The 24,835-nt window shown below is 68.8% G+C and carries 21 protein-coding genes, 1 tRNA gene and 1 riboswitch; of the genes, 15 read left to right on the forward strand and 7 right to left on the reverse strand.

Annotation, left to right across the window (positions count from 1 at the left end):
* Window positions 1-32: 32 nt before the first annotated feature.
* Together HNR09_RS16530 and HNR09_RS14645 are read left to right on the forward strand one after the other, a co-directional pair.
* Window positions 33-1,169, forward strand: coding sequence for a histidine kinase (locus HNR09_RS16530; RefSeq protein WP_218881952.1), 1,137 nt, complete (start codon window positions 33-35; stop codon window positions 1,167-1,169).
* The gene (locus HNR09_RS14645) at window positions 1,166-1,813 is read left to right on the forward strand and encodes a response regulator (RefSeq protein ID WP_179542706.1); all 648 of its coding nucleotides are present in this window, start codon (window positions 1,166-1,168) and stop codon (window positions 1,811-1,813) included. Before HNR09_RS16530 ends, HNR09_RS14645 begins: the two co-directional genes overlap by 4 nt.
* Window positions 1,814-1,950: 137 nt before the next feature.
* Here the strand turns inward: HNR09_RS14645 and HNR09_RS14650 are convergent.
* Both HNR09_RS14650 and orn read right to left on the reverse strand, forming a co-directional pair.
* Window positions 1,951-2,023 (reverse strand) — tRNA-His (locus tag HNR09_RS14650).
* A 180-nt stretch (window positions 2,024-2,203) separates the two neighbouring features.
* Entirely contained in the window at window positions 2,204-2,839 is a 636-nt protein-coding gene (gene orn / locus HNR09_RS14655) for an oligoribonuclease (protein ID WP_378936717.1), read from the reverse strand.
* A 111-nt stretch (window positions 2,840-2,950) separates the two neighbouring features.
* On the opposite strand from orn, the gene mptB (HNR09_RS14660) reads away from it, so the two are divergent.
* The 6 genes from mptB (HNR09_RS14660) to HNR09_RS14685 all read left to right on the forward strand — a co-directional run bounded on the left by mptB (HNR09_RS14660) (window position 2,951) and on the right by HNR09_RS14685 (window position 10,394).
* Window positions 2,951-4,567 (forward strand): polyprenol phosphomannose-dependent alpha 1,6 mannosyltransferase MptB, encoded by a 1,617-nt coding sequence (gene mptB, locus HNR09_RS14660; RefSeq protein ID WP_179542707.1) that lies wholly within the window; start codon window positions 2,951-2,953, stop codon window positions 4,565-4,567.
* Entirely contained in the window at window positions 4,560-6,275 is a 1,716-nt protein-coding gene (gene mptB / locus HNR09_RS14665; protein ID WP_179542708.1) for a polyprenol phosphomannose-dependent alpha 1,6 mannosyltransferase MptB, read from the forward strand. Before mptB (HNR09_RS14660) ends, mptB (HNR09_RS14665) begins: the two co-directional genes overlap by 8 nt.
* The gene (locus HNR09_RS14670; RefSeq protein ID WP_179542709.1) at window positions 6,272-7,618 is read left to right on the forward strand and encodes a glycosyltransferase 87 family protein; all 1,347 of its coding nucleotides are present in this window, start codon (window positions 6,272-6,274) and stop codon (window positions 7,616-7,618) included. Before mptB (HNR09_RS14665) ends, HNR09_RS14670 begins: the two co-directional genes overlap by 4 nt.
* Window positions 7,619-7,736: 118 nt before the next feature.
* Window positions 7,737-8,612 carry an SOS response-associated peptidase gene (locus tag HNR09_RS14675; RefSeq protein ID WP_179542710.1) on the forward strand — a complete coding sequence of 292 codons (876 nt, stop codon included), beginning with the start codon at window positions 7,737-7,739 and terminating at the stop codon, window positions 8,610-8,612.
* 62 nt (window positions 8,613-8,674) lie between these two features.
* A complete protein-coding gene (locus tag HNR09_RS14680) occupies window positions 8,675-9,676 on the forward strand; it encodes an AEC family transporter (protein ID WP_179542711.1) in 1,002 nt (333 codons plus the stop codon).
* Between the two features lie 283 nt (window positions 9,677-9,959).
* Window positions 9,960-10,394 carry a hypothetical protein gene (locus tag HNR09_RS14685; RefSeq protein WP_179542712.1) on the forward strand — a complete coding sequence of 145 codons (435 nt, stop codon included), beginning with the start codon at window positions 9,960-9,962 and terminating at the stop codon, window positions 10,392-10,394.
* Window positions 10,395-10,533: 139 nt separating this feature from the next.
* Here HNR09_RS14685 and HNR09_RS14690 read toward each other — a convergent pair whose 3' ends face one another.
* A complete protein-coding gene (locus HNR09_RS14690) occupies window positions 10,534-11,694 on the reverse strand; it encodes an SGNH/GDSL hydrolase family protein (RefSeq protein ID WP_179542713.1) in 1,161 nt (386 codons plus the stop codon).
* A gap of 126 nt (window positions 11,695-11,820) precedes the next feature.
* On the opposite strand from HNR09_RS14690, the gene chrA reads away from it, so the two are divergent.
* Window positions 11,821-13,062, forward strand: coding sequence for a chromate efflux transporter (gene chrA / locus HNR09_RS14695; protein ID WP_179542714.1), 1,242 nt, complete (start codon window positions 11,821-11,823; stop codon window positions 13,060-13,062).
* A gap of 70 nt (window positions 13,063-13,132) precedes the next feature.
* Window positions 13,133-13,251, forward strand: a riboswitch (TPP riboswitch).
* Window positions 13,242-14,117: a bifunctional hydroxymethylpyrimidine kinase/phosphomethylpyrimidine kinase gene (gene thiD, locus HNR09_RS14700; protein ID WP_179542715.1), complete on the forward strand. Its 876-nt coding sequence runs from the start codon at window positions 13,242-13,244 to the stop codon at window positions 14,115-14,117. (Overlaps the previous riboswitch by 10 nt.)
* A gap of 2 nt (window positions 14,118-14,119) precedes the next feature.
* On the opposite strand, the gene HNR09_RS14705 is transcribed toward thiD, so the two are convergent.
* Together HNR09_RS14705 and HNR09_RS14710 are read right to left on the reverse strand one after the other, a co-directional pair.
* The gene (locus tag HNR09_RS14705; protein ID WP_246348871.1) at window positions 14,120-15,115 is read right to left on the reverse strand and encodes a GTP pyrophosphokinase; all 996 of its coding nucleotides are present in this window, start codon (window positions 15,113-15,115) and stop codon (window positions 14,120-14,122) included.
* Between the two features lie 187 nt (window positions 15,116-15,302).
* On the reverse strand, window positions 15,303-16,298 hold the full coding sequence (locus HNR09_RS14710) for a sugar-binding transcriptional regulator (RefSeq protein WP_179542716.1): 996 nt from the start codon (window positions 16,296-16,298) through the stop codon (window positions 15,303-15,305).
* Between the two features lie 161 nt (window positions 16,299-16,459).
* Between HNR09_RS14710 and HNR09_RS14715 the strand changes: the two genes are divergently transcribed.
* From HNR09_RS14715 to glpK, 3 genes are all read left to right on the forward strand, one after another.
* Window positions 16,460-18,184, forward strand: a complete 1,725-nt coding sequence (locus HNR09_RS14715; RefSeq protein WP_179543238.1) for a glycerol-3-phosphate dehydrogenase/oxidase — start codon at window positions 16,460-16,462, stop codon at window positions 18,182-18,184.
* Window positions 18,185-18,385: 201 nt separating this feature from the next.
* The gene (locus tag HNR09_RS14720; RefSeq protein ID WP_179542717.1) at window positions 18,386-19,120 is read left to right on the forward strand and encodes an MIP/aquaporin family protein; all 735 of its coding nucleotides are present in this window, start codon (window positions 18,386-18,388) and stop codon (window positions 19,118-19,120) included.
* A 113-nt stretch (window positions 19,121-19,233) separates the two neighbouring features.
* Window positions 19,234-20,751 (forward strand): glycerol kinase GlpK, encoded by a 1,518-nt coding sequence (gene glpK, locus HNR09_RS14725; RefSeq protein WP_179542718.1) that lies wholly within the window; start codon window positions 19,234-19,236, stop codon window positions 20,749-20,751.
* A gap of 15 nt (window positions 20,752-20,766) precedes the next feature.
* Here the strand turns inward: glpK and HNR09_RS14730 are convergent, their stop codons facing one another.
* Window positions 20,767-21,402: a bifunctional 4-hydroxy-2-oxoglutarate aldolase/2-dehydro-3-deoxy-phosphogluconate aldolase gene (locus HNR09_RS14730; RefSeq protein ID WP_179542719.1), complete on the reverse strand. Its 636-nt coding sequence runs from the start codon at window positions 21,400-21,402 to the stop codon at window positions 20,767-20,769.
* Between the two features lie 133 nt (window positions 21,403-21,535).
* Between HNR09_RS14730 and HNR09_RS14735 the strand changes: the two genes are divergently transcribed.
* Together HNR09_RS14735 and HNR09_RS14740 are read left to right on the forward strand one after the other, a co-directional pair.
* A complete protein-coding gene (locus tag HNR09_RS14735) occupies window positions 21,536-22,984 on the forward strand; it encodes a gluconokinase (protein WP_179542720.1) in 1,449 nt (482 codons plus the stop codon).
* Window positions 22,981-23,931, forward strand: a complete 951-nt coding sequence (locus HNR09_RS14740; protein WP_179542721.1) for a phosphoglycerate dehydrogenase — start codon at window positions 22,981-22,983, stop codon at window positions 23,929-23,931. Before HNR09_RS14735 ends, HNR09_RS14740 begins: the two co-directional genes overlap by 4 nt.
* A 17-nt stretch (window positions 23,932-23,948) precedes the next feature.
* Here HNR09_RS14740 and HNR09_RS14745 read toward each other — a convergent pair whose 3' ends face one another.
* Window positions 23,949-24,638 (reverse strand): FadR/GntR family transcriptional regulator, encoded by a 690-nt coding sequence (locus tag HNR09_RS14745; RefSeq protein WP_343047561.1) that lies wholly within the window; start codon window positions 24,636-24,638, stop codon window positions 23,949-23,951.
* Window positions 24,639-24,835 lie beyond the last annotated feature (197 nt).

Raw genomic sequence — 24,835 nt, forward strand, 5'->3', positions numbered from 1 at the left:
CGCTGCCGCGCTGTCCCTACACTGGACAGATGGTGACCAAGGCGCTGCGCACGTTGTGGGCTGAGCCTCGACCGGCGAACCCGCCACGGCGGGTGTGGCGGGACTGGGCACTGCTCGGCGTGGCCGTCGCGGCGTCGCTGATCGAGGCCGTGCTACGGCCGGACCGAACCTGGCTGCTGGCCGCCCTGGTCGTCAGCGGCGTGGTCGCCGTTGCGGTGCTGTGGCGGCGGACCCAGCCGCTGGCTGCGGTCGCGGTCGCTTTCGGCACGCTGATCGTCTTCGATGTGGCACGGATCGTCGCGAGCGATGCGACCGGACTGGCGAGCATCGCGCTCGCGCTCGTGCTGCCCTACGCGTTGCTGCGGTGGGGGTCGGGCCGTGAGGCCGTCATCGGGCTCGGGATCATCCTGGTGTGGGTGAGTGTCACGCTTGTCGCAGTTCCGACCACGGTTCCAGAGGTGGTGGCCGGGTACGGGTTCTTCCTGTTCTCAGCTGCGCTCGGGGCCGCCATCCGCTTCCACGCGACCACTCGCATGCGTGAAATCGAGCAGGCCGAGCTCCGGCAGCGTCACGAGCTTGCTCGCGACCTGCACGACACCATCGGTCACTACATGTCGGGCATCGTCATCCAGGCCCAGGCGGGGCGGGCCTTGGCGGCCTCTGACCCCGATCGTGCGCTGGCCGTGCTCGAAACCATCGAGCAGGCAGCGACGAGGGTGCTGGCGGAGATGCGCACCATCGTCGGTGTCCTGCGTGTGGGGGCCGAGCCGGATCTCGCCCCTCAACCCGGCCTTGCTGACATTGAGCGGTTCGCCCGCGCCGCCGGCACGCCACGCATCGAGGTGGACCTGTCGGACCTGCACGACCTCCCTGCGGAGGTCAGCGTCGCGCTCTACCGGATCGCGCAGGAGGCCCTCACCAACACGATGCGCCACGCCTGCAACGTCACCCGCGTGCACATCGATGTCGTGGGTGACGTCGACCGGGTGCGTCTGACTGTCCGTGACGACGGGGTCCCCACTCCGGCCGGGGGCGCCCGCGCGGGGTACGGACTCGTCAGCATGCGGGAGCGTGCGACCCTCCTGGGCGGCACATTTCACGCCGGCCCGACCGCCGGCGGCGGCTGGCAGGTCGAGGCGATGCTGCCCCGCGTCGGGGCCACCTCATGAGCATCAAGGTGCTCATCGCCGATGACCAGGACATCGTGCGCACCGGCCTGACGATGCTCCTGAACGCCCAACCCGGCATCGAAGTGGTGGGTGCCGCCACCGATGGGCGCCAAGCGGTGAGTCTGGCGCGACAGCTGCGCCCGGACGTGTGCCTGTTCGACATCCGCATGCCGTGGATGGACGGCATCGAAGCCACCCGCCAGCTCGCCGGCCCTGACGTCGCCGACCCCCTGCCGATCGTGGTGATCACGACCTTCGATCTCGATGAGTACGTCCACGGGGCGTTGAAGGCCGGTGCTCGGGGCTTCCTGCTCAAGGACGCCGGACCCGCGCTCCTGGCCCAAGCGATCCACGCGGCTGCCGATGGTGACGCACTGATCGCTCCGAGCGTCACCGTCCGCCTGCTTGCGGCGTTCGCCAACTCGCCGAGCGGTCCATCCGCGCAGCCGGTCGAGCCGCTCACCGCCCGTGAGGAGCAGGTGCTCCTCGCGGTGGCTCACGGGCGAACCAACAGCGAGATCGCCGCTGAGCTCTACATCAGTCCCAGCACCGTCAAGACCCATCTGACCAGCCTGATGCGCAAGCTCGGCGCGCGCAATCGGGTCGAGCTCGCCATGTGGGCTCATGAGACCGACCGCTTCTGAGGTCGGAGCGGAGGTGCCGCAGATGCCAGCGTCTTACCTGATCCTCGCCCTGTCCCGGACGCATCGGCTACAAAGAAAAAACACCCCGAACCGGTGACGGTTCGGGGTGTCTCCCATCTCTTGAGACAGGACATCAGGGTGAGCGACGGGGCTTGAACCCGCGACCCTCGCGACCACAACGCGATGCTCTACCAGCTGAGCTACGCCCACCATGATCCGGCTCCGGGCCCCTTGGCCCTTCTCGGATCTCTGCTCGACCGATCCGGTGTCCGGATCGCTCGAGCAGCGCGAATCAGTCTACACATATTTCCGTCCGGATGAGACATCGAGCCCGGTCGGAGCGGAGTGTGATCTCGGCCGCACCTGGGCGAGGGTGTCGTCGCGCCCGCCTCAGAGGGTCCGGAACACGGTTCGGCGGTAGTGCTTGAGCTCCTCGATGGAGTCTCGGATGTCACCTAGGGCACGGTGGTTGCCGGTCTTCGCCGGCGCCTCGGCGCGGGCTTCGGGGTACCAGCGGGAGGCGAGCTCCTTGATCGTGGAGACGTCGACGATCCGGTAGTGCAGGTGGTCCATGAGCTTCGGCATGCCCAGACGCAGGAACGCTTTGTCCGCATGAACCGTGTTTCCGGCCAGCGGCGCCACACCCGCCTCCGGGACCCAGGCCCGCACATAGTCCAGGACCCGGCGTTCGGCCTCTTCGAGGCTGACTCCGGAGTCCAGCTCCTCGAGCAGGCCGGAATCGGTGTGCATGCGGCGCACCACCGGAGCCATTCCCTCCAGGGCGCCCTCCGGAGGTCGGATGACGACGGACACCCCGTCGCCGAGGATGTTCAGCTCGCTGTCGGTCACCAGGGCGGCGGCTTCGATGAGGACATGCGAATCCGGGTCCAGTCCCGTCATCTCGCAGTCGATCCACACCAGGCGGCCGGACCAGTCACCGGCGCCGCTGGATCCCGAAGGTGCCGTACCCTGCCGGGTGCCCTGGGTGGTGGTGGGGGCGGTGTCGTCTGCAGTCGTCTCAGTCACGGACCAACTCTATCGGCCGGGTCCCGACGCCGACACCGCAGCTTGTCCGCGGTTGGAACGGCACCCGATCCGGGCCGAGCCGGGAAAGGGGTCGGTGGTATCTTCGTGGGGATGACCGACGTGGCCGGCGCCGAGAACTCCGCCTCTGCCCAGCGCAGACCCGGCGGGGCCCTCAGCGACACCGTCACGCAGGGTGCGCGCCGGCTGGCCTCGCTCGGGCACACCACGCACCGCCCGGCGAGCCCTCTCGGTCCGATCGTCGAAGGTCTGGTGGGCTCCCTGTTGGTGCTCTTCGGCTCCCTAGGCGTGGGGTGGCTGGTCAGCACCTCGCCGATCGCCCGCCTGTCGTGGATCATCCCGCTGCGCACCGAGTCTCTCGGGGTGATCATCTGCACGGTGGCCCTCACGTTGGGCTGCTGGGTGATGTTCCGTGCCTGGCTCCGGCTGGGACGGGCCCTGGACGGGTTCGGGCCCAAGACGCTGCGCACGGTCAACCTGGCGGTGGTGCTGTGGTCACTGCCGCAGCTCGTCACTCTTCCGATCTTCTCCCGCGACGTCTTCGCCTACCTGGGCCAGGGACGGCTGGTGCTGGCCGGTGAAGACCCCTACACCACCGGAGTCTCGAGCCTGGACAACTGGTTCCACCTGGGCACCGACATCCTCTGGGCAGAGTCCGAGACCCCCTACGGTCCGCTGTTCCTCTGGATCGAGGCCGTCGTGATGAGGCTGACCGGGGAGAGCCCGGACCTGGCGATCCTGCTCTTCCGGCTCGCCTGCGTGGCCGGCGTCGTGCTGATCATGGTCTACGTGCCGAAGCTGGCGGCGCTGCACGGCGTGGACGGAGCGCGCGCCCAGTGGATCACGGTGGCCAATCCGCTGCTGATCATCAGCTTCATCTCCTCGGCCCACAATGATGCCCTGATGGTGGGCTTCGCCCTGGCCGGGGTCCATGCCGCGGCACGTGGCCACGGAGTGCTGGCCACGTTGCTGGTGGTCGTCTCCATCGGGATGAAGCCCATCTCGATGGTCCTGCTGCCGTTCATCGCGCTGCTCTGGGCCGGCCCGGCGGCGAGCTGGAGCCGTCGTTTCCTGTACTGGACCTGGACCGCGGGGATCGCCGCAGTCGTCCTGATCGCCGTGGGGGTCGTCCAGGGCTACGGATTCGGCTGGCTGGCGGTGATGGCCGGCACCGGCACCGGCAGCGTCTTCTGGTCCCCGCTGGGCATCGCCGACGGCATGGTCACCACCGTGCTGAACTCCCTGGGGATCCCCAGCTACTGGACCCTGGACACGCTGAAGCTCATCGGCCGACTGCTCTCGGTGATCATCGTGCTGGCACTCATGTTCCGCGGCGACCCCCGGCATGTCGTGCAGCGGATGACCTGGGCGTTCACCGCACTGGTGGTGCTCTCTCCGATCATCCAACCGTGGTACCTGCTGTGGCTGCTCCCGCTGTTCGCGGTCACCGGCATCCGGAAGGACTGGCAGTTCAAATGGGTCGTCTTCACGGTCGGCTTCTTCCTGGCATTCGGCGCCTCGGACCAGCTCTCCATCTGGCAGTTCCTGGACATGGATCAGCAGATGGTCGTCCTCTCCCTGGCCATCTCCTGGGCCTGCATGCTCTGGCTGGGCCTGTTCGACCGGGGGACACGGTGGATCGTCTACGAGGGATGGAACCTGCCTGCGGTGCGGCTCGAACTGCCGCGTCGGAGGAGAGAGAGTGCGTGACACCCTGATCTCGCGCGCCGCCCTCCGGACACGTGATGTGCTCGGTTCCTTCCCCGGCACCGCGTGGCTGATCGGTGGTGAGGAGGCCGCCGCCTCGCACACCCTGCGCCAAGGGCTGCTGGCCTCCCTGATGATCATGGTCGGCTCGTGGGGGGTGGGCTGGCTGGCGATGACTCCCTCCTCGGTGCTGGCCGTCCACCCGCTCCTGCTGCCGCTGCGCACCACCACCGCAGGTGTCATCACCTGCGCGGTGCTGCTGAGTCTGGGGGCGATGCTGCTGGTGCGTTCCTGGCTGCGGCTCTCCCAGCGCGTCGGTGGCTGGCACGAGGGCGCGACGTCGACCATCCGCCGCGCGGTGCTCATGTGGGGCGCACCGCTGCTGTTCACCGTGCCGATATTCTCCCGGGACGTCTATTCCTATCTGGCCCAGGGTCGGGTGCTCCACGCCGGGCTGAACCCCTATGAATCCGGTGTCTCGGAGCTGCCCGGATGGTTCATGGAGGGCGCCGACGGGCTGTGGGCGGAATCGCCCTCACCCTATGGGCCGCTGTTCCTGCTGGTGGCCCAGCTGATCTGGTTCCTCTCTGGCGGCGTCCCGGAGGTCTCCGTGATGCTCTTTCGGCTGCTCAGCGTCGCAGGGGTGGCGATGATGCTGCTGGTGGTGCCGCGCCTGGCTCGAGCCTTCGGCTCCCAGCCGGCATGGGCGTTGTGGCTGTGCGTGCTGAACCCGCTGAGTCTGCTGGTCTTCCTGCCGGCGGCCCATAACGACGCCCTGATGATCGGGCTGCTGCTGCTGGGCATGTGGTGCGCACTGCGTCGACGGCGGCTCGGCGCGGTGCTGCTGATCACCGCCGCGGTGGCGGTCAAACCCATCGCGATCACGGTGCTGCCCTTCGCCGTGCTGCTCACCCTGAAGAACCCCACACGCATCGTGGGCGACTACCGGGCCCGACTGCGGGAGTGGGTCCTCGCCGGGCTGCTCGCTGCCGGCCTGCTCGTGGGGGCGGGGGTGCTGCTCGGCGTCGGGCTGGGATGGATCACCGCGGCGCTGGGCGCCGGATCCGCCATCGCCCCGGTCGCACCGGTCGGGCTGCTGGGCACCGGGTTGGGCCTGGTGGCGGCCGTGGCCTGGGGCGCGGACCCGCAGCAGACCGCCTCCTGGATCTACACCGGCGCGCGTGTCGTCTCCGCTGCGGTGCTGGCCTGGATCCTGCTGCGCCGCCGCCTCGGCAACCCGGTGCTGTGGGCCGGCGTGGGGCTGATCGTGGTGGTGCTAAGCTCCACGGTCGTCCAGCCCTGGTACCTGCTGTGGATCCTGCCGCTGTTCGCCGTGGTGCATGTCCACCGCGGCCGTGCGTTGGTGCTGGTGAGCCTGCTGATCACGGTGCTGGTGCTGATCTCCCTGGTCGGCCAGCTCTCCGTGGCCCAATGGATCGACACCACTGTGGTGCAGACGGTCGCGGCCGGCGTCGCGACGGTCTACCTCGTCTACCTGCTGGTCTTCGACCCGAACACCACCGAGCTGTTCGACATGCGGCGCCCCTCACAGATCTGGAATGCCGCCGTCGGGTGGACCGGCCTGGGACAATTGACCCGATCCCCGGCCCCCGTGCCCGCGGAACCCCGGCTCGAGGGCTCCGAGAGATCCTCCCGCCCTGACCTGCCCGCTCCTGCGGACGCCCCGGACCGACCTGAAGGAGCCCGGTGACCAGCACCGCCGAGATTCGCCCCACGCCTCGTACCTCTCGGCTGCTCTGGATCCTGCTGGCCGCCACCTGCCTGGGCGCGGTCCTCTCGGTGCTGGCTGTGCAGTGGTGCCGGATCAACGGATGGACCGACCCGGGCCAGCACGTGCACATGTGCTACTCGGACTTCGCGCTGCTGTTCACCGAACGGGGTCTGGCCGCCGGGCACTTCCCGTTCCTCGGGGACGCCCCGCAGGGCCAGGCCATGGAGTATCCGGTGCTCATCGGCGTCGTCGCGGGCGTGCTGTCCTGGCTGGTCCCGGGCACCGGCGAGGGGCCCGAGCGTGTCCTGGCCTTCTACGATCTCAACCATGCTCTGGTAGTGCTCTGCTGGCTGGGCACCGTGCTGGCCACGGCCTACTCGGCGGGGCGTCGTCGTTCGGACGCGATACTTGTGGCCCTGGCCCCGGGCATCGTCCTGACCCTCTCGGTGAACTGGGACATGTGGGCGGTCTTCCTCGGCGCGCTGGCACTTCTGCTCTGGGGTCGAGGCCGACCCGGCTGGGCCGGCGTGCTCATCGGTCTCGGGGCAGCGATGAAGCTCTACCCGTTGTTCTTCTTCGGCGCAGTGCTGGTGCTGTGCGTGCGCTCGGGGCGCCTACGCTCCGCGGTGACCACCCTGTCAGCAGCTGCGGCGACGTGGCTGGCGGTCAACCTGCCGTTCATGGTCGCCGCATTTGACCAGTGGGCACTGTTCTATCGGTTCTCCTCCGAGCGCGAGGTCAGCTTCTCCTCGATGTGGCTGGCCTTCGGCTGGCTCGGGCTCGACGGCGAAGGCTTCTCGCTCCTCTCCAACGGGCTGTTCCTGCTGTGCTGCATGGGAGTGGCCTACCTGGCCTGGGCGGCTCCCACACGGCCTCGGATGGCCCAGCTGTGCTTCCTGATCGTGGCCAGCTTCATTCTGCTGGGCAAGGTCTACTCGCCACAGTTCGTCATGTGGCTGATCCCGCTGGTGGTGCTGGCGCGGCCCCAGGTGCGGGGCTTCGTGGTGTGGCAGGCCGCCGAGGTGTTCCACTGGGCGGCGGTGTGGCTGATGAGCGCCAAGATCACCTCCGGCGGGGAGTTCGGCGCCGGGCATCACCTCATCGAGGCCGCCTACGGGCTGGGCATCGTGCTGCACATGGCCACCGTGATCTACCTGATGGTGCAGGTGGTCCGGGAGATCCTGCATCCGGAGCGTGACGTGGTGCGGCAGGGTGCGCCCGACGACGCCTACGACCCTCTTGCCGGAGTGCTCGCCGGCCATGGTGACGCCTTCGCCCTCCCCGGGCTGGGCCGCCCGGCCGACCTGCGGCTGCGCTGGTAGGCCTGCTCGGCCACGTGCTGCCCGCAGCCGCCGACGGTGCTCGGGGCTGCGGGACTTCTGCCTCCGCCGTCGAGCACGTACGCTCCGGAGAAGTGGAGGACGTGGGGAATGGAGAGACATGTGTGGACGCTATGTGATGGCACTGCGCGCCGGTGACCTGATCGATGCACTCGAGGCCTGCGGGATCGATGACGTCGCCCTGGCCGGCCCGGCCACCGGCGTCGATGCGTCGCCGGCGGGTCCGGAGCAGTCGTGGCGTGTCTCCTGGAACGTCGCGCCCACCTCCACTGTGCCGATCCTTGTGGAGCGATATGAGGAGGGTGCGGACGAGGCCGGGACGCACGCGGGGCGACAGCGGGAGATCCACCCGGCCCGGTGGGGCCTGCTCCCGCGGTGGGCGGAGACCGCCGCGTTCAGCTCGAAGACCTTCAACGCCCGCTCCGAGACGGTGGTCTCCAAACCCAGCTTCCGCTCTGCGGTGCGCCGCCGTCGGTGCGTGGTGCCCGTCCAGGGATACTACGAGTGGAAGGTGTCCCAGGAGCCGCAGACCGGCAAGACCGTCCGTGTCCCGCACCTCGTCCGAGACCGTGAACGGCCGCTGATCCTCTTCGCCGGTCTCTACGAATGGTGGAAGGACCCCGAGCGCGAGGCTCAGGGGCGGGACGCCTGGGTGCTCTCCACCACGATCCTCACCGGCCCGTCACCCGATGTCGGCGAGGACGGCGCAGGCCCGGCCCACGGTGACCGTCCGGTGCTCACCGAGCTGGCCCAGCTGCACGATCGTCTGCCGCTGGCCATGAGCGCCGACGAGGCGGCCGACTGGATCGCTCCGGGGGAGCGGAGCCGGGAGGACACGGAGGCGGATGTGGAGCGGCTGCGGCTCGGGGCTGTGGAAGTCGCTCGCGGGTGGACGCTGCATGAGGTGGACCGTGCGGTGGGCAATGTCCGCAATGACTCTCCTGAGCTGATCCGGCCCCCTGACGTCATGTTCTGAGCCCCCGCTGGGCGAGGCCCGGGGGAGTGCCACCCATGACCTAGGATCGTACGGTGCTCTCCATGCTCACGACGATCGCCCCGATGTTCCTCGTGCTCGTCGTCGGATTCCTGGCGGGCTTCGCCTCCCGATTCCGCGGATTCCAGGGTGCGTTGAACGCCTTCGTCTTCTATTTCGGACTGCCGGCCTTCGTGTTCTCCGCCGTGGTGGCCGCACCTCCGACCGGCCGCTTTCCGGTGGGGGCGGTGATCATCGCCGCGATGGTCACGTTGGCGCTCTCCGTGGGGACCTACGGCACGGCCCATCTGCTGGGTTCGCGTGCCCGTGCTGGGGCGGCGCCGACTTCACTGGCGGCCACCTTCGGCAACGTCGGCTACTTCGGCATCCCGATCACGCTGAGCACGATCGGGCCTGAGGCCGCACTGGCTGCCGGCATCATCCATCTGGTGCACAACATGATCTACATGACCGGTTATCCGGTGGTCCGCACGGCCCTCGGCGGGGCTGAGACCACGCCGCCGGGTCCCGGGGATGCGGGGGACACCTCCTCAGAGGTGGGGTTCCGCTCTGCCTGGCGACGTCGGCTCTGGCCGATCGTCCGCCGAGCGGTGCTGCTGAACCCCATCGCGCTCTCCATGGCCGCTGCACTGCTGGTGGTGATGACCCCGCTGGCCCCGCCCCAGGTGTTCTCGGAAGGGGTGGAGATGATCGGACAGACCGCGGTCCCGCTGGCGCTGTTCGCCGTAGGGCTGGCCATGCACCCCGCACTGGAGGGCATCCGCAGCGGCGGAGTGCCCAAGCGTTCGATCGCGCTGGGCACGGGGGTCAAACTTCTGCTGCTGCCTGGGGTCACCTGGCTGGCGGTGCTTCCTTTCCTGGACCACTTGGGGCCGGTCTGGGCCGCGACACTGGTGCTGATGGCGGCCATGCCGTCGTCCACCACGGTCTTCATCTTCTCCGAGGAATACGATGGAGACGGTCGTCTGGCCGCGGCGATCCTGGTGGCAGGCACCGTGCTGAGCGTGGTGACGTTGCCGATGATCGCCGAGCTGCTGCAGATATAGGGGAGGTCGCGACGGTCGGTCGGGGACCATCACCCTTCGGAGGCCGAGCTTGAGCACGCGTGAAGGCGGCAGGCTCTCCTGCCAGAACTCACTCGTCACCGGCCTCATCATCGTGACGATGGAATCGAACGTCACGTCTTAACAAGGCGAGTGATCTTCCCTAGTGTGGGGTGCAGAGTCCGTCGGGAATCGTGGACCGCAGGCATTCGATGTGCGGCGATGCGGCGGCGCTCACTGAGCACACGGAAGAATGAGAACACCGCAGAAGGGGTGCCGAGAGACAATGATGACACGGACTTTCTATGCCACCGCAGCAGCCGCAGCACTGACCATCGGCACAGCAGGAGCCGCCTCCGCTGCCGGTGACGGCCACCACCCCGCTGAGCCAGAGGCCCCCGCCCCGAGCCCCGAGCCAGTGCTCACGGAGACCGAAGAGCCGCCGAACGCCCCGGTTCTCGAGATCAACCGTCTCAACCACCTGGTGATCGTGACCTGGGAACCGGTGGATGGCGCTGAGACGTACCGGTGGTCACTGGCAAGCGAAGAAGAGACCGTCGACGGCGGCCTCACGCACGAGGGCAACCGGGCGATCGCGTACGACACCATAGGACTTGAGCCCGGTTTCTACACGCTCAGTGTGATCGGATTCGACGAGAACGGTGTTCCCGGCGAGGCAAGCAGTGTGGAGGTCCAGGTCGCCGGGATGATCGGCGGCTGAGCGATACCCACAACGCAGAGGTGCTCTGAAGGCCCCGCCAGAGGTGAGGGCCAGCTAGGTGCTAAGACGGGACATCCGCACCAGCGTCTCGGCGGGCCGTCCGCGACGCTGACGCAGTGTCGGGACGGCCCGCCGTCGTTCATCGTCCCGAAGGGCTCGCCAGCACTGCGCGGGCGAAACGTTCCCCGATGAAGCGGTGCGTCGCAGTGTCGGGGTGCAGGCCATCCGGCAGAGGACGGGTCTGTGCGTCGTCAGGACCATAGAGCTCCAGGCCGTCCACCAGGTGAAGGTCCGGGTCGGTCGAGGCTCGCTCTGTCACGATGCGCGTCAGCTCGGTCCGCACCACCGTCAGGTCGAGCCGCCCCTCAGAGACGTGTGCCGGATCCCCGGTGGCGTGGAAGACCCGACGCACGCCGCCGTCGTCATCCGTATGGTCCGTCGCGACGACCGGCCCGGGGGTGAGCTCCTGGATGCCGCACCACAGGGGCGTGATCACGTGCACCGGCGTGTGCGGATGGCCGTCGCGGATCGTGTCCAGGAAGCCGTGGACCGCCGGAGAGAAGCTGCGCAGCCGGAAGACGTCCCCGTTGACCACGTTGATCCCCAGCTTGAGGGTGATCACCTCGGCCGGCAGGTCACGGATGGTGCGGGCGGTGAACTGGTCGAGCATCGCATTGCCGCCGAAGCCCAGGTTCACCACGTCGTGGCCAGAGAGCCGCGCCGCCACGGCGGGCCATGTCCGGGAGGGGCCTTCCGCATCGGAGCCGTGGCTGATGGAGCTGCCGTGGTGCACCCAGCGCGGTCCGGCCGGCGGCACCGGGAACACAGGCTCGTCGCTCTGCAGGGACACCAGCTCGGCGGGCTCCTCATACGGCAGCCAGATCTCCACGAGCTTCTCTCCGGTAGGCAGCAGCCCTGTCGGCGCCGCATCGGAGAGCTCCACCGTCCATGGTGCGTCCGGCATGTCGCAGGGGTGCGCCACCGCTCGTGAGGTCAGGACGCCGTCGACCAGCACATCATGCACCGGCGCGGGGCGCACAGGGTCCTGACGGGCTCCCAGGTCGGTCGGCAGCACCTGCATCGACAGACGTCGGGCGCTGGTCCGCAGTCGGAGCCGCACACCGGCCGGCGCCGCCGCCACGGCTGCCGTGCCCGGATCATGGAGCTGGGCGCGCGCGTGGGCAGGCAGACGCTGGGGCAGGAGCCCGTGCCTCCCGGGGACGAGCTCCACCGCCCCATGGAGGTGGTGATCCATGATGCGGGTGGTCTGCAGGGCAGTGGCCTGGGACAGCTCGGTCATGCCTCCAGAGTCTACTGACCTCCCCGTGGCCGGCCTGCGGGTCCACCCGTCGCTCGCAGGCCGCAGAACGGGACGAGGCGGTGACGTTCGCCATCCGTTAACCTGACTTCGACAGTCTGGAGTCCTGTGAGCCACGTACACCACCCCTCAGTCCCCGCTCGAGGCCATGACGGCAGCGTCGCCGAGGTCTTCCTCATCTTCCTCCGTCTCGGACTGACCTCGTTCGGCGGTCCGGTCGCCCACCTGGCCTATTTCCGTGAGGCCTTCGTGGAGCGGCGCCGGTGGCTGAGCGAGAAGGCCTATGCGGATCTCGTCGCTCTGTGCCAGTTCCTGCCGGGGCCGGCCTCCAGCCAGGTTGGGATGGCCCTGGGTCTGCAGCGAGCCGGCTGGGGAGGGATGTGCGCGGCATGGTTCGCCTTCACCCTGCCCTCGGTGCTGCTCCTGGTGGCCTTCGCCTATGGTGTCGCCACGCTCGGGGACTTCTCTGATGCGGGCTGGATCCACGGGCTCAAGGCCGCCGCCGTCGGCGTCGTCGCCCATGCGGTGCTCGGCATGGCGAAGACGCTCACCCCGGATGCGCCCCGGGCGAGCATCGCCGCCGGGGCCATGATCACTGTGGTGCTCGTCCCGCAGCCTTTCGTGCAGGTGGGGGCGATCGCCGTCGCCGGACTGGTCGGCCTGCTGTGGCTGCGTCCCGAGACTCCTCAGCCCCGGGACGAGGACGCCTTCACCGTCAAGGTCTCCAAGAAGGTCTCCGCCGGTGCGCTGATCCTCTTCGGTGCCCTGCTGGTGGGGCTGCCGCTGCTGGTCGCCTCCGCCGGGTCGGCCGCTTGGCACGGGGCGGCCCAGCTGGTGGACCTCTTCTATCGCGCAGGCTCTCTGGTCTTCGGCGGCGGGCACGTGGTCCTCCCGCTGCTGGAGGCGGAGATGGTCGGGCCCGGGCTGGTCGACTCGGAGGTCTTCCTGGCCGGCTACGGCGCCGCCCAGGCGGTACCCGGCCCGCTCTTCACCTTCGCCGGCTACCTGGGCGCCTCGACGATCGAGGGACCCGGCGGTGCCGCCGGGGCACTGATCGCCGTGGGGGCGATCTTCCTGCCTGCGGCGCTGCTGGTCATCGGAGCCCTGCCGTTCTGGGAGGCGCTGCGGGGTGCGCCGCTGGCACGGCGGGCATTGACGGGTGTCAACGCCGGGGTGGTCGGAATCCTCGCGGCCGCGCTCTATGACCCGGTGTTCACCGCCGGAGTGCTCGACGTCGGCCTGGTCGCCCTGGCCGTGGCCGTGGCCTGCTTCGTCGCGTTGAACAGCTGGAAGGTGCCGGCCTGGGCGGTCGTCATCGGTGCAGGCTTCCTGGGCTGGATCGTGCTCTGAGCACCGTCCGGGACGTGCCGTCGTCGGGCAGACCGTGTGAGGTCCCGCACGCCCTCGTCGACTAGACTCGATCAGCGGCACGGGGTGCCTGAGCCTGCGGAGCGACTCTGCACAGCGGCTCAGGCTGAGAGCACACCCGTTGAACCTGATCCTGATCATGCTCGCGAAGGGATGCCCCGATGACGTCACCCTCCTCTGCTCGCCCAGCTCCGGGCTCCCCACGGGAGATTCCCAACATCCTCTCCATCGCCGGGACCGACCCCACCGGGGGAGCCGGGATCCACGCGGACCTGAAGAGCTTCGCCGCCCACGGCGGCTACGGGATGGCGGTGGTGACTGCGCTGGTCGCGCAGAACACCCAGGGTGTCCGGGAGATCCATCTGCCCCCGGTCTCCTTCCTGCAGGCGCAGCTGGAGGCGGTCAGCGATGACGTCTCTCTGGACGCGGTCAAGGTGGGCATGCTCGGAACGGTGGACGTCATCGAGACCGTCTCCACTTGGTGGGACGCTCTGCCGGGCCGGCCTTGGCTGGTGGTGGATCCGGTGATGGTCGCAACCTCGGGGGACCGGTTGCTCCAACCGGACGCGGAGCAGGCGCTCATCGGATTTCTGCACCGGGCGGACCTCATCACCCCGAACATCCCGGAGCTGGCGCTCCTGGCCGGAGGACCACCCTCCGAGGACGGCGAGTCGCTGATCCGCCAGGCCCGCACCGTGGCGGACGCCCATGACGTCGTCGTGCTCGCCAAAGGCGGACATTTCGACGACGACGAGGTCGAGGACATCCTGGTCCACCCGGCCGAGGACGACGGCACGCGCAGGCCCGAGGGGCGGCACGTCTCGGAGCGCATCCGCACCACCAACACCCACGGCACCGGCTGCTCGGTGTCCTCGGCGTTGGCCGCACTGCGGGCACGTGGACTGGACTGGGAGACGGCGGTGCCTGTGGTCAAGGAATGGATGACGGCGGCCCTGCGAGACACCGAGCGGCTCGACGTCGGCCGCGGCCACGGACCCATCCAGCACTTCGCGCAGCTGTGGGAACGCCGCTTCTGAGCTCAGTTCTGCTGAGAGGAGGCCTGCTGGGCGATGTCCTCCCACTTCCAGGCGGCTGTGGTGGCCTGCTCGCCGGAGAACTCGTCCTCCGAGAGCTCCTCATCCGGGAACCACGGCCCGGTGCGGGGCCGGTCGGCAGCGGCTGGGGTGGGGCCGGTGGCGCCCTGGCCAGAGGTGGGGGCCTGCTCCTTGAGCTGAGTCACGCGGTCCCTGATCTCAGCCATCTGGCGATCCAACGCGGCAGCCTTCTCCGCGGCGTCACGCAGCTCCTCGTGAATGTCGTCCGGGACCTCGCCGGAGTAGGTGTAGTAGATCTTGTGCTCCAGGGAGGCCCAGAAGTCCATGGCGACGGTGCGGATCTGCACCTCGACGTAGACGAACTCGGTGCGATTCGAGAGGAACACCGGAACCTGCACGATCACGTGCAGACTCTGGTAGCCATTGGGCTTGGGACTACGGATGTAGTCCTTGACCTCCACGACCCGCAGGTCCGGCTGGCTGCACAGCATCTCCGCCACCCAGTAGGCGTCGGAGACGAAAGAGGTGGTGATGCGGATGCCCGCGATGTCTCGGATCGATCCACGGATGCCCTCCAACGTCGGCTCGCAGCCGTAGCGCTGCACCTTGTCCAGGATCCGATCCAGGGACTTCAGCCGGAAGTTCACGTGCTCGATGGGGGAGTAGTCGCGGGTGTGCTCGAACTCCTCACGCAGCACGTTGATCTTGGTGAGGACCTCGTCCATGCCGAACTTGTAGTGCAGCTGGAACTCGGTGAGCTGTCGGCGGATGTCGATCATCCGCGGCACCACCCCGGTGGTGCCGTTCTTGCCGGCGTTGGTGTGGAGCTGCTTCAGCAGCTGCTGATAGGTGTCGTCCTCATGCTCCTCGCTCCGGGCGAGGGCGGCGCCGGTGGGCCGGGGCTGCTGCCGGGGGGAAGGGCTTCGCCCATCAGTCGACAGGAGACGGCTGTCGGCCTCAGTGGACTGGCCAGCGGACATGGTCACTCCTTCGTATTCCATCCCGGGGCAGAGCTGCTCGCCGGGGAGGTCGAGTCGGTGCACCTCGACCCCTTCGATTCTCGACCCTAGGAGCAGAACCTGTGAAGTCCCTCGACGGTTGTGGCCGAATCGATACCTTCTGCACCTCGATGGACTGCCGCGGGGAACTGCGGCGTGCGGGCACTGATCAGGCCCCTCCAGCAGCCTGATCGCGCGGGTGCCCGTAGGCCAGCCGGTCGGCGGAGATCTGGTCGAGCACCAGATCGGTGACGAGCCCGGCGGCGAGGGCTCCCCGCAGCGCCGGAACCTTGTGCGGCCCGTTGACCACACAGATCCGGCGCGGGACGCGGACCAGCTCCGAGGGCACCGGACCGGAGCCGCGGCGGTTGAGCGCGATGTCCTCCCAGCTGCCGTCCGCGCGGAGGAAGACGGTGCAGACATCGCCGACCACCTGCTCTGAGGAGAGCGCGTTGAGGTCGTCGCGGCTGAGGTACCCGCCGGAGTACACCTGGGAGGGCAGCCCTTCGGCGAAGGTGCCGACGCCGAAGACCGCCAGCGCGGCGCGACGGTGCATGTCCAGGATCCGCCGCGTCGAGCGTTCGCGCCACAGCGCCTGCTTGGTCTCCTCATAGTCGAAGAACGCGGGCACGGCGAAGACATGGGCGCGCGCGCCGTAGGCGGCGGCGAATCGCTCGACCACGCCGATCCCGGTGCCCAGGGGCGCGCCGATGCCCTCCGGCTCGGAGTTGACGGCTCCGTTGAGCTGGACGACGTGCAGGTCCGGAACCTCCCGTCTGTTCAGCCGGGCCACCACTGAGGTCATGGTCTGGCCCCAGGCGACGCCGACCACGGAGTCGGGACGTACCAGCCGGTCGACCAGGCCGGCGGCGAGCACCGCCACGCTGTCGCTGCGGCGCGAGGGGGCGTCGCCGCGTTCGGAGACGGCCACATGGGCGCGCACCCCGTAGAGCTCCCCGATCCGGTGCTCCAGGGCGCTGGGACGGTCCACGGGAGGGTGCAGGGAAATCCGCACGATGCCCTCGCGCCGCGCCTGCTGGAGGAGCCGGGAGACTGTCGATCGGGAGACGCCGAGCTCTGCGGCCACCGCCTGCATCGTGCGATGTTCCCCGTAGTACATCCGTGCAGCGTGGTACTCGGCCTTCTCCCGATACGTGGTCTTCATAGGGCGCAGTATCCCCTATTTCTGCACGTATGTGCAGATTCCTTGAGAAGATGCACCACACCCGGTGAGATGGGTCCCACATCGCCGTCCATGTGACAAGGAGATCGCCGGTGAGAGCAGAGCCGCTCAGCGCAGAGACCCGCCGTGAGGCGCTGGACGCCATGGCCGGGACCAGTCCCGAGGACCCTCTGGACATCCTGATCGTCGGCGGAGGTGTCGTCGGCGCAGCCGCGGCCTTCGACGCCGCCACCCGAGGCCTGCGTGTGGGTCTGGTGGAGTCGCAGGATCTGGCCCAGGGTACATCCTCCCGTTCCTCGAAGCTCGTCCACGGTGGTCTGCGCTATCTGCAGATGCTGGACTTCAAGCTCGTCGCCGAGGCCCTGCGCGAGCGCGACCTGCTGCTGAAGCACACCGCGCCGCACCTGGTCCGTGCCCTGCCGTTCGTCTTTCCCTTCGAGAAGCGTGTGGTCGACCGCGCCTTCATCGGCTCCGGCGTCTCGCTCTATGATGCGATGTCCATGCGGCCGGGGGAGAAGCGTCCGGTGCCGTTCCACCGCCATCTCTCCCGCACCCGCCTGCGCCAGCGCTTCGCCGGCCTGGACCACGAGAAGTTCATCGGTGCGCTGGAGTACTACGACGCCCAGGTCGACGATGCTCGCCTGGTGATGACTCTGGCTCGGAGCGCCCACAGCCTCGGCGCCCAGATCGCCACCCGTACCGAGGTGATCGAGTATCTGCGTGCGGAGGCTCCCGACGTCGACGACGCCGATCAGGCCGCCGCCGAGGACGCCCCGGTCCAGGGAGTGACCGTGCGGGACAAGGAGACCGGGCGACGCCTGGAGATCCACGCCCGGGAGACGATCCTGGCCGCCGGCGTCTGGACCGGACGTCAGCAGGAGGCCGCCGACGTGCCGTCTGGGCTGAAGGTGCTCGCCTCCAAGGGCATCCACATCACCGTGCCCAAGGACCGGATCGCCGCGGACGACCATGTCGGAGTGATCACGCAGACCGAGAAGTCGGTCCTGTTCATCATTCCCATGGGGAACTACTGGTCGATCGGCACCACCGACACCGCCTGGCACGAGGACGTCGACACGCCTGCACCGACCTCGGAGGACATCGACTACGTGCTCGAGCACGCCAACGCCGTGCTGGAGGCGGATCTCAGCCGGGAGGACGTCATCGGCAGCTGGGCGGGCCTGCGGCCGCTGCTGCAGCCGATGGAGACTGACGAGTCCAAGAGCTCCAAGGTCTCCCGCGAGCACACCGTCATGCAGCTCTCTCCGGGACTCTCCGCAGTGGCCGGGGGCAAGCTCACCACCTATCGGGTGATGGCCGAGGACATCATCTCCTTCGCGCTCGGAGACCGCCAGGTCCACCGCGAGAGCCTCACCCATGCGATGCCGCTGTTGGGCGCGCAGGGCTACAGCGAATGGGAGTCCCGTGCCCCAGAGATCGCCCGCGACTACGGCTGGTCCGACGAGACCGTGGACCGCCTGCTGAACCGCTATGGCGCCCTGCTGGCCGAGCTGCTCGCCCTGGTGGACCAGGACGCCGATCTCGGCGAGGAGGTCCCGGACAGCGGGGGCCACCTCCGCGTGGAGTTCGTCTACGCCGCCCGCGCCGAGGGAGCCCTGCACGTGGAGGATCTCTTGGAGCGTCGCACACGGGTCTTCCACGAGGTGCCGGACCGTGGTCTCCGGGCCATGGAGACCGTCGTCGAGCTGGTCGCCCCGATCCTGGCTTGGGATGAGGAGACCGTCGCCCGAGAGAAGGCGGCCTTCACCGGAGTGGTGGAGGCGCATCTGGCCGCCGAGCGCTCCAGCAGCGACGCCGAGGCGGCCGGACTGGTCTCCGCGGCGACGCCCGAATACCTGCCCGGCTAGTCCGAGGTGCCGCCGCCGCCGGGAGCTCCCGGCGGCGGCAGCATCACCGCAGCTCTGTGGCCCCGCCGGGGGCGGGCATTCGTGTATCCGCTGGGCGGTGTGATGGGCGACACTGAACGAGAGGCTGATAGGGGTCGAGAAAGCTTGACGGGTACATCATTCGCATCGTATTCAAAGACGAATATCTTCTGAGAGGAAACCATGGGAACAATCTTCCTGTTTGAGATCATGGGGACGGCCATGCTCATCCTGCTGGGTGCCGGCGTGGTCGCCAACGCGATCCTCGTCGGCACCAAGGGCATGGGCGGCGGCTGGCTGCTGATCAACTTCGGCTGGGGGCTCGGCGTCTTCGCCGGTGTCTACGTGGCCTACGGCTCCGGTGCGCACATCAACCCGGCCGTCACTGTGGGTCTGATGACCTCAGGGGCCGAGGAGTTCGCTCCGGGCATCGCGGCGAACCTGCAGAACATGCTGGCCTACTTCTCCGCGCAGATGATCGGCGCCTTCCTGGGGGCCGTCGGCGCCTGGCTCGCCTACAAGAAGCACTTCGACGATGAGACCGACCCCGGCAAGATCCTCGGGGTGTTCTCCACCGGCCCGGAGAAGCGGGCCTACGGGTGGAACGTGGTCACCGAGGTCATCGGCACCTACGTGCTGGTCCTGCTGGTGCTGATGTTCGGTGAGACACCTGCCGAGCTCGGACCCCTGGCGGTGGCCCTGGTCGTCGTCGGCATCGGCGCCTCACTCGGTGGGCCCACCGGCTACGCCATCAACCCCGCTCGTGACCTCGGCCCGCGCATCGCGCACGCGCTGCTGCCGATCGGCAACAAGGGCTCCAGCGACTGGGCCTACTCATGGGTCCCGATCGTGGGGCCGATCCTCGGCGCCATCCTGGCCGGCTCCACCGTCCAGGTGCTGCCGCTGCTCGGAGCCTGAGAATCCGCTGAGGCGTACCCTCGAGACAGCAGCAGCACCCCGTTCCGGTCGGCTGACCGGCCGTCGGAGCGGGTCCGAACCAGCACGGCACACCATTGGGAAGGAACAAGCCCATGAATGACTACGTCCTCTCGATCGACCAGGGCACGACGTCGACGCGCGCGGTGGTCTTCGACCACGGCGGACAGATCGTCGGCAGCGGCCAGAAGGAGCACGAGCAGATCCTGCCGCGGGCCGGCTGGGTCGAGCATGACCCGCTGGAGATCTGGCGCAACACCCGCGAGGTCGTCGGACTCGCCCTGGCGGATGCCAACATCAACCGGCACAGCCTCGCCGCCGTGGGCATCACCAATCAGCGTGAGACCACGGCGGTCTGGGACCGCCGCACCGGTGAGCCGGTCTACAACGCCATCGTCTGGCAGGACACCCGCACGCAGAAGATCTGTGACGAGCTGGCAGGGGACGCCGGGCCGGAGCGCTACAAGGAGCGGGTCGGACTGCCGCTGGCCACCTACTTCGCCGGGCCGAAGATCCGCTGGATCCTCGACAACGTCGAGGGTGCCCGGGAGCTGGCCGAGGCCGGGGATCTGATGTTCGGCACCATGGACTCCTGGCTGGTGTGGAACATGACCGGGGGCCCCAACGGGGGGACTCACATCACGGATGTCACCAACGCCTCGCGCACCCTGCTGATGAACATCGACACCTTGGACTGGAACGAGCAGATCTGCGCGGACATGGGCATCCCGATGTCCCTGCTGCCGGAGATCCGGTCCTCGTCCGAGGTGTACGGCCATGGCCACAAGCAGGGTCTGCTGATCGACACCCCGATCACCGGAATCCTCGGCGACCAGCAGGCGGCGACCTTCGGGCAGGCCTGCTTCGAGCCCGGCATGGGCAAGAACACCTATGGCACCGGAAACTTCATGCTGATGAACACCGGCACCGAGGCGGTCCGCTCCGACAATGGGCTGCTGACCACTGTGGCCTACAAGCTCGGGGAGGAGAAGACCGTCTACGCGCTCGAGGGTGCGGTGGCGGTGACCGGCTCGCTGGTCCAGTGGCTCCGCGACAACCTGGGCATCATCAGCTCGGCGCCGGAGTCCGAGGAGAAGGCCAAGAAGGTCGAGGACAACGGCGGCGCCTACATCGTGCCGGCCTTCTCCGGGCTCTTCGCACCCTATTGGAAGTCCGACGCCCGCGGTGTGATCGTCGGACTGACGCGCTACGTCAACCAGAACCACCTCTGCCGGGCGGCTCTGGAGTCTGTGGCGTACCAGAGCGCCGAGGTCGTGGAGTCCATGGACGAGGACGCCGGACGTGCGCTGACCGAGCTCAAGGTCGACGGCGGCATGGTGGTCAACGAGACCCTCATGCAGTTCCAGGCCGACATTCTCGGGGTGGACGTGGTCCGTCCGCAGGTGATCGAGACCACAGCCCTGGGTGCGGCCTATGCGGCCGGCCTGGCGGTGGGCTTCTGGAAGGGCACCGAAGAGGTCACCGCGAACTGGGCCGAGGACAAGCGCTGGACGCCGAACATGGACCAGGCGGACCGGGAGCAGGCCCTGCGGCTGTGGAAGAAGGCCGTCACCAGGTCCTTCGACTGGGTGGACGAGGACGTCGACAGCTGAGCTGACGAGCGGGTATCACCCGCGGATCTGCGCGACCAGGGCCGCGCTGCGCCGAGCCTGCTCGGACAGCGCGGCCTCGTCCTGTGCGGCGACCAGGTGCTGCGGCACCATCCAGGAGCCGCCTGCGGCCATCACGCACGGGATCGTGAGGTAGTCGGAGAGGTTCTGCGGGCTCACTCCGCCGGTCGGCATGAACCGCACCTGAGGGAAGGGGGCCGCCAGGGCGCTGATGACAGCCGGACCGCCGGAGCTGGCGGCGGGGAAGAATTTCAGCGCGGTGAGCCCGAGCTCGAGGGCGGCCTGCACCTCCGTGGCGGTGACGGCCCCTGGGATCACCGGCAGATCATGTGCGGCAGCGCGCGCGACGACGCTGCGGGACAGGCCGGGGGAGACGATGAATCGTGCGCCGGCCGCGGCGGCTCGGTCCACCTGATCCGCGGTGATGATCGTGCCGGCTCCCACCAGGAGCTCGGGCTCCTGGCTGAGTGCGGCGACGGCGGCCTCGGCGGCGTGTGTGCGAAAGGTGACCTCGGCGACCGGCAGTCCGCCGGTCAGCAGCGCGCGCCCGAGGGTGGGGGCATGGGCGGCGTCGTCGAGCGTGACCACGGGCACCACGCCGTGGCCGCAGATCCGGGAGAGCACGGAGGACATGAGGGGCCTTTCCGCCGGGTGTCAGAGTGGCCCGGTTCACTTTTGACCGGAAATGATCATATCATTGGACTCAGGCGGTGCCGCCTCGGTCGGCTCGCCTCCACCCTCAGCGTCGACCCCGGAGGCGAGACGGATGCTCATCCTTGCCCTTGAAGCAAGCACCACCTCGGCGAAGACCATGCTCTTCGACACGGAGACCCAGGAGGTGACGGTCCGCACCCGCCGGTTCGTCATCGGGGGAGAGGATCCGGCCGTCCGTGAGGCTGAGGGCATCTTCGTCCAGCTCGTCCAGCTCGGCGCAGAAGCTGCGGCAGGGCGCGCGGTCGACATGATCGCCCTGTCCGGCACCTGGCACGGGATGACCCTGCGCGAGCCGGACCTGGCTCCGATCACCGCCGTGCAGGAATGGCCCTACACCGGCGCCCAGGACCTCTGCGCCCAGCTGCGCGAAGACCAGGAGTTCACCCGCTGGTTCTACGTCCGCACCGGGTGCATGGTCAATGCGAGCTATCCGGCCTTCAAGCTCATGCTCCTGCGTCGCCAGGGCATGCAGGTCGCCGGCGGTCTGGTGCTGGATCAGAACAGCTACACCTTCGCTCGGCTGACCGGCCGCGTCTGGACCTCCTACTCCCAGGCCTCCGGCACCGGACTGCTCAGCACCGCCGAGGATGACTGGGACCGGGAGGTGATCAGCCGCCTCGGACTCGACGGAATCCTGCTGCCTGAGCTGCATCATGGCGAGGAGACCGCCCCGCTGACCCGCGAGGCCGCCAGCATGCTGGGCGTAGCCGCCGGGACCCCGGTGGTCCTGCCTGGCCCCGACGGGGGGCTCAACCAGGTGGGCGAGGATGCCACGACCCCCGGGGAGATGACCTTCTCGATGGGAACCTCAGGCGCCCTGCGCTGCGCCGTCGAGGCGCCGTCGCTCTCCCCGCAGATGAGCACCTGGGCCTACCGCTCGCCCACGGGGTGGCTCTCCGGGGCGGCCACCTCGGGGTGCACGAACTGCGTGGACTGGGCCAAGGATCAGCTCTTCGGCGGGTCCACGACCTACAATCAGCTCGAGCCGATGCTGAGCACCCGGGAGCGGGACATGCCGCTGTTCATGCCGTTCCTCTTCGGGGAGCGCTGTCCCGGCTGGCAGGACCAGCGCCGGGGCGGCTTCCTGGACCTGCACCCGAGCCATGGCAAGGAGGACCTGTACCAGTCGGTCCTCCACGGGGTGACCTTCTCCCTCTACCACTGCTACCGCGAGCTGATCGCGCTCAACGGGGAACCCGAACGCATCATCCTCTCCGGCGGGGTGCTCTCCTCGCCGTTCTGGACCCAGCTGACCGCTGACGTCTTCGGGGTGGAGATGGAGCTCTCCGCCCTTCAGCACAGTTCCACGGTCGGCGCGGTGAAGATGGCGCTGCGCGCCGCCGGTCTGCCTGCGGCCCAGCCGGCGCTGACGGACTCTCACCGGGCATCGGTCGTCCCGGAACTGACAAGGAGCCGCCGCTATGCCGCCGAGTTCGAACGCTATCTGGAGGGCTACGCCCGCACCAGCCCTGACCAGGACGTCCGAGGAGGCCTCCGATGAAGATCCTCGTGACACCGACCTCACTGAGCCGGTCCCCGGAGGCCGCCGCCATGCGACGCCTGCGCGACGCCGGCGCGAAGGTGGTCATCAACCCGCACGGCCGACCGCTGACCCCCGCTGAGCTCGGCGTGCTCCTCACCGATGTCGACGGCGTCGTCGCCGGTCTGGACCACTACACCGCCGAGATCATCGCCGATGCCCCTCGGCTGAAGGTCATCTCCCGGTACGGGGTCGGCACCGACCGGGTCGATCTGGAGGCCGCCCGCGCCGCCGGCGTGGCGGTGGCCAACGCCCCCGGGGCCAACTCCCGGTCCGTGGCCGAACTGACCGTGGGCCTCATGTTCGCCGTGGCGCGCCGCATCCCGATGCTCGACGCGGCCGTCGCCGACGGCGGGTGGCCCCGCGCCGACGGAATCGAGCTCGGAGGGCGACGGCTCGGGGTGATCGGCCTGGGGGCCATCGGCCGTCAGGTGGCCCGGGCGGCCGCAGGTCTGGGCATGGAGGTCCATGGCTGTGACCCAGCGATGGGGGAGCGGCAGATTCGCGACCTGGGCATCGTCCCCGGCTCCCTGGACGACGTCTGCGCACGTGCCGACGTGCTGACCCTCCACGTGCCGCTGACCGAGGGGACGCGCCACCTGCTCGACGCCCGGCGCCTGGGCCTGCTGCCGGAGGGGGCGATCGTGGTCAACACGGCACGTGGAGGCCTGCTCGACGAGCAGGCGGCATGGCGTGCCCTGGAGGTGGGGAGGCTGCACGGTGTGGCCGTGGACGCCTATGAGAGCGAGCCGCCGCAGGAGTCTCCCCTCGTGGGCCACCCTCGCGTGGTGGCCACCCCGCACAGCGGCGCGCACACTGCCGAGGCGGTCACCCGGATGGCCGACACCTCGGTGGAGAACCTGCTCGCGCTGCTCCAGGGCCGACCTTGTGATCACCGGGTGGTCTGAGGGCGGAGGAGCCGGAGTCAGGGGTAGGCGCGGACCTCAGCCAGGATCGCCTCCACGTAGCCGCGCACATGCCGTTCTGCCGCGTCGGCGTCGCCGCGCACGATCGCCGCGGCGGCCTCCACGTGGTTGTGCAGCGCCTCATGCACGGGGTGGGCCGGGGTGAGCCCGGCGTCCTGGCGACCGGTGAGCACCTCGGCGATGGGCCCTCTGATCGCCGTCAGCATGAGGTTGCCGCAGGAGTCGAGCAGGCAGTCATGGAAGGCGATGTCGGCGGCGAGGTACTCGGGGCTGTCCCCGCGTCCGTCGTCGCCCAGGCGCTTGAGCTCTGCCGAAAGCCGGCCGATCTCGGCCCGCTGGTCCTCTGTGGCGCGCAGTGCCGTGAGCCGAGCCGCGGCGGGCTCGACGGCCAGGCGCAGCTCCGTGAGCGCGACGATCTGCTGGGCACGGGCGGCACTGCGCAGGCGCCAGCGGATGAGTCCGGGGTCGAGCACGTTCCATTGCCGCATCGCGCTGACAGTGACACCGATGCGTCGCTTGGACGCCACCATGCCCTTGGCCTCGAGGACACGGACCGCCTCACGGATTACTGTGCGGGAGACTCCGTACTCGCCCTCCAGTCCGGCCAGGGTCAGCACTGTGCCGGGGGTCAGTTCTCCGCCGGCGATCCGACGTCCGAGGTGGTCGAGGACGGAGTCGTGAGATGCCACGGGGCCTGCCTTAGGGATGCGACTGCGCTGATCACCACAACACTAGGTCACCAGGATCACCCCGTGATGACTGACACGCATAGGTATGACGACTCCTTGCGAAAGGTGTGATCTATATGGCAAGCTCGCATCGATCGCAGCGTGTGAGGCAGGACACTTGATCCGCTCCTCTGCTCCGTCCCCGCACATCAATGGAG

Source organism: Nesterenkonia xinjiangensis, assembly GCF_013410745.1.
Classification (GTDB): Bacteria; Actinomycetota; Actinomycetes; order Actinomycetales; family Micrococcaceae; genus Nesterenkonia; species Nesterenkonia xinjiangensis.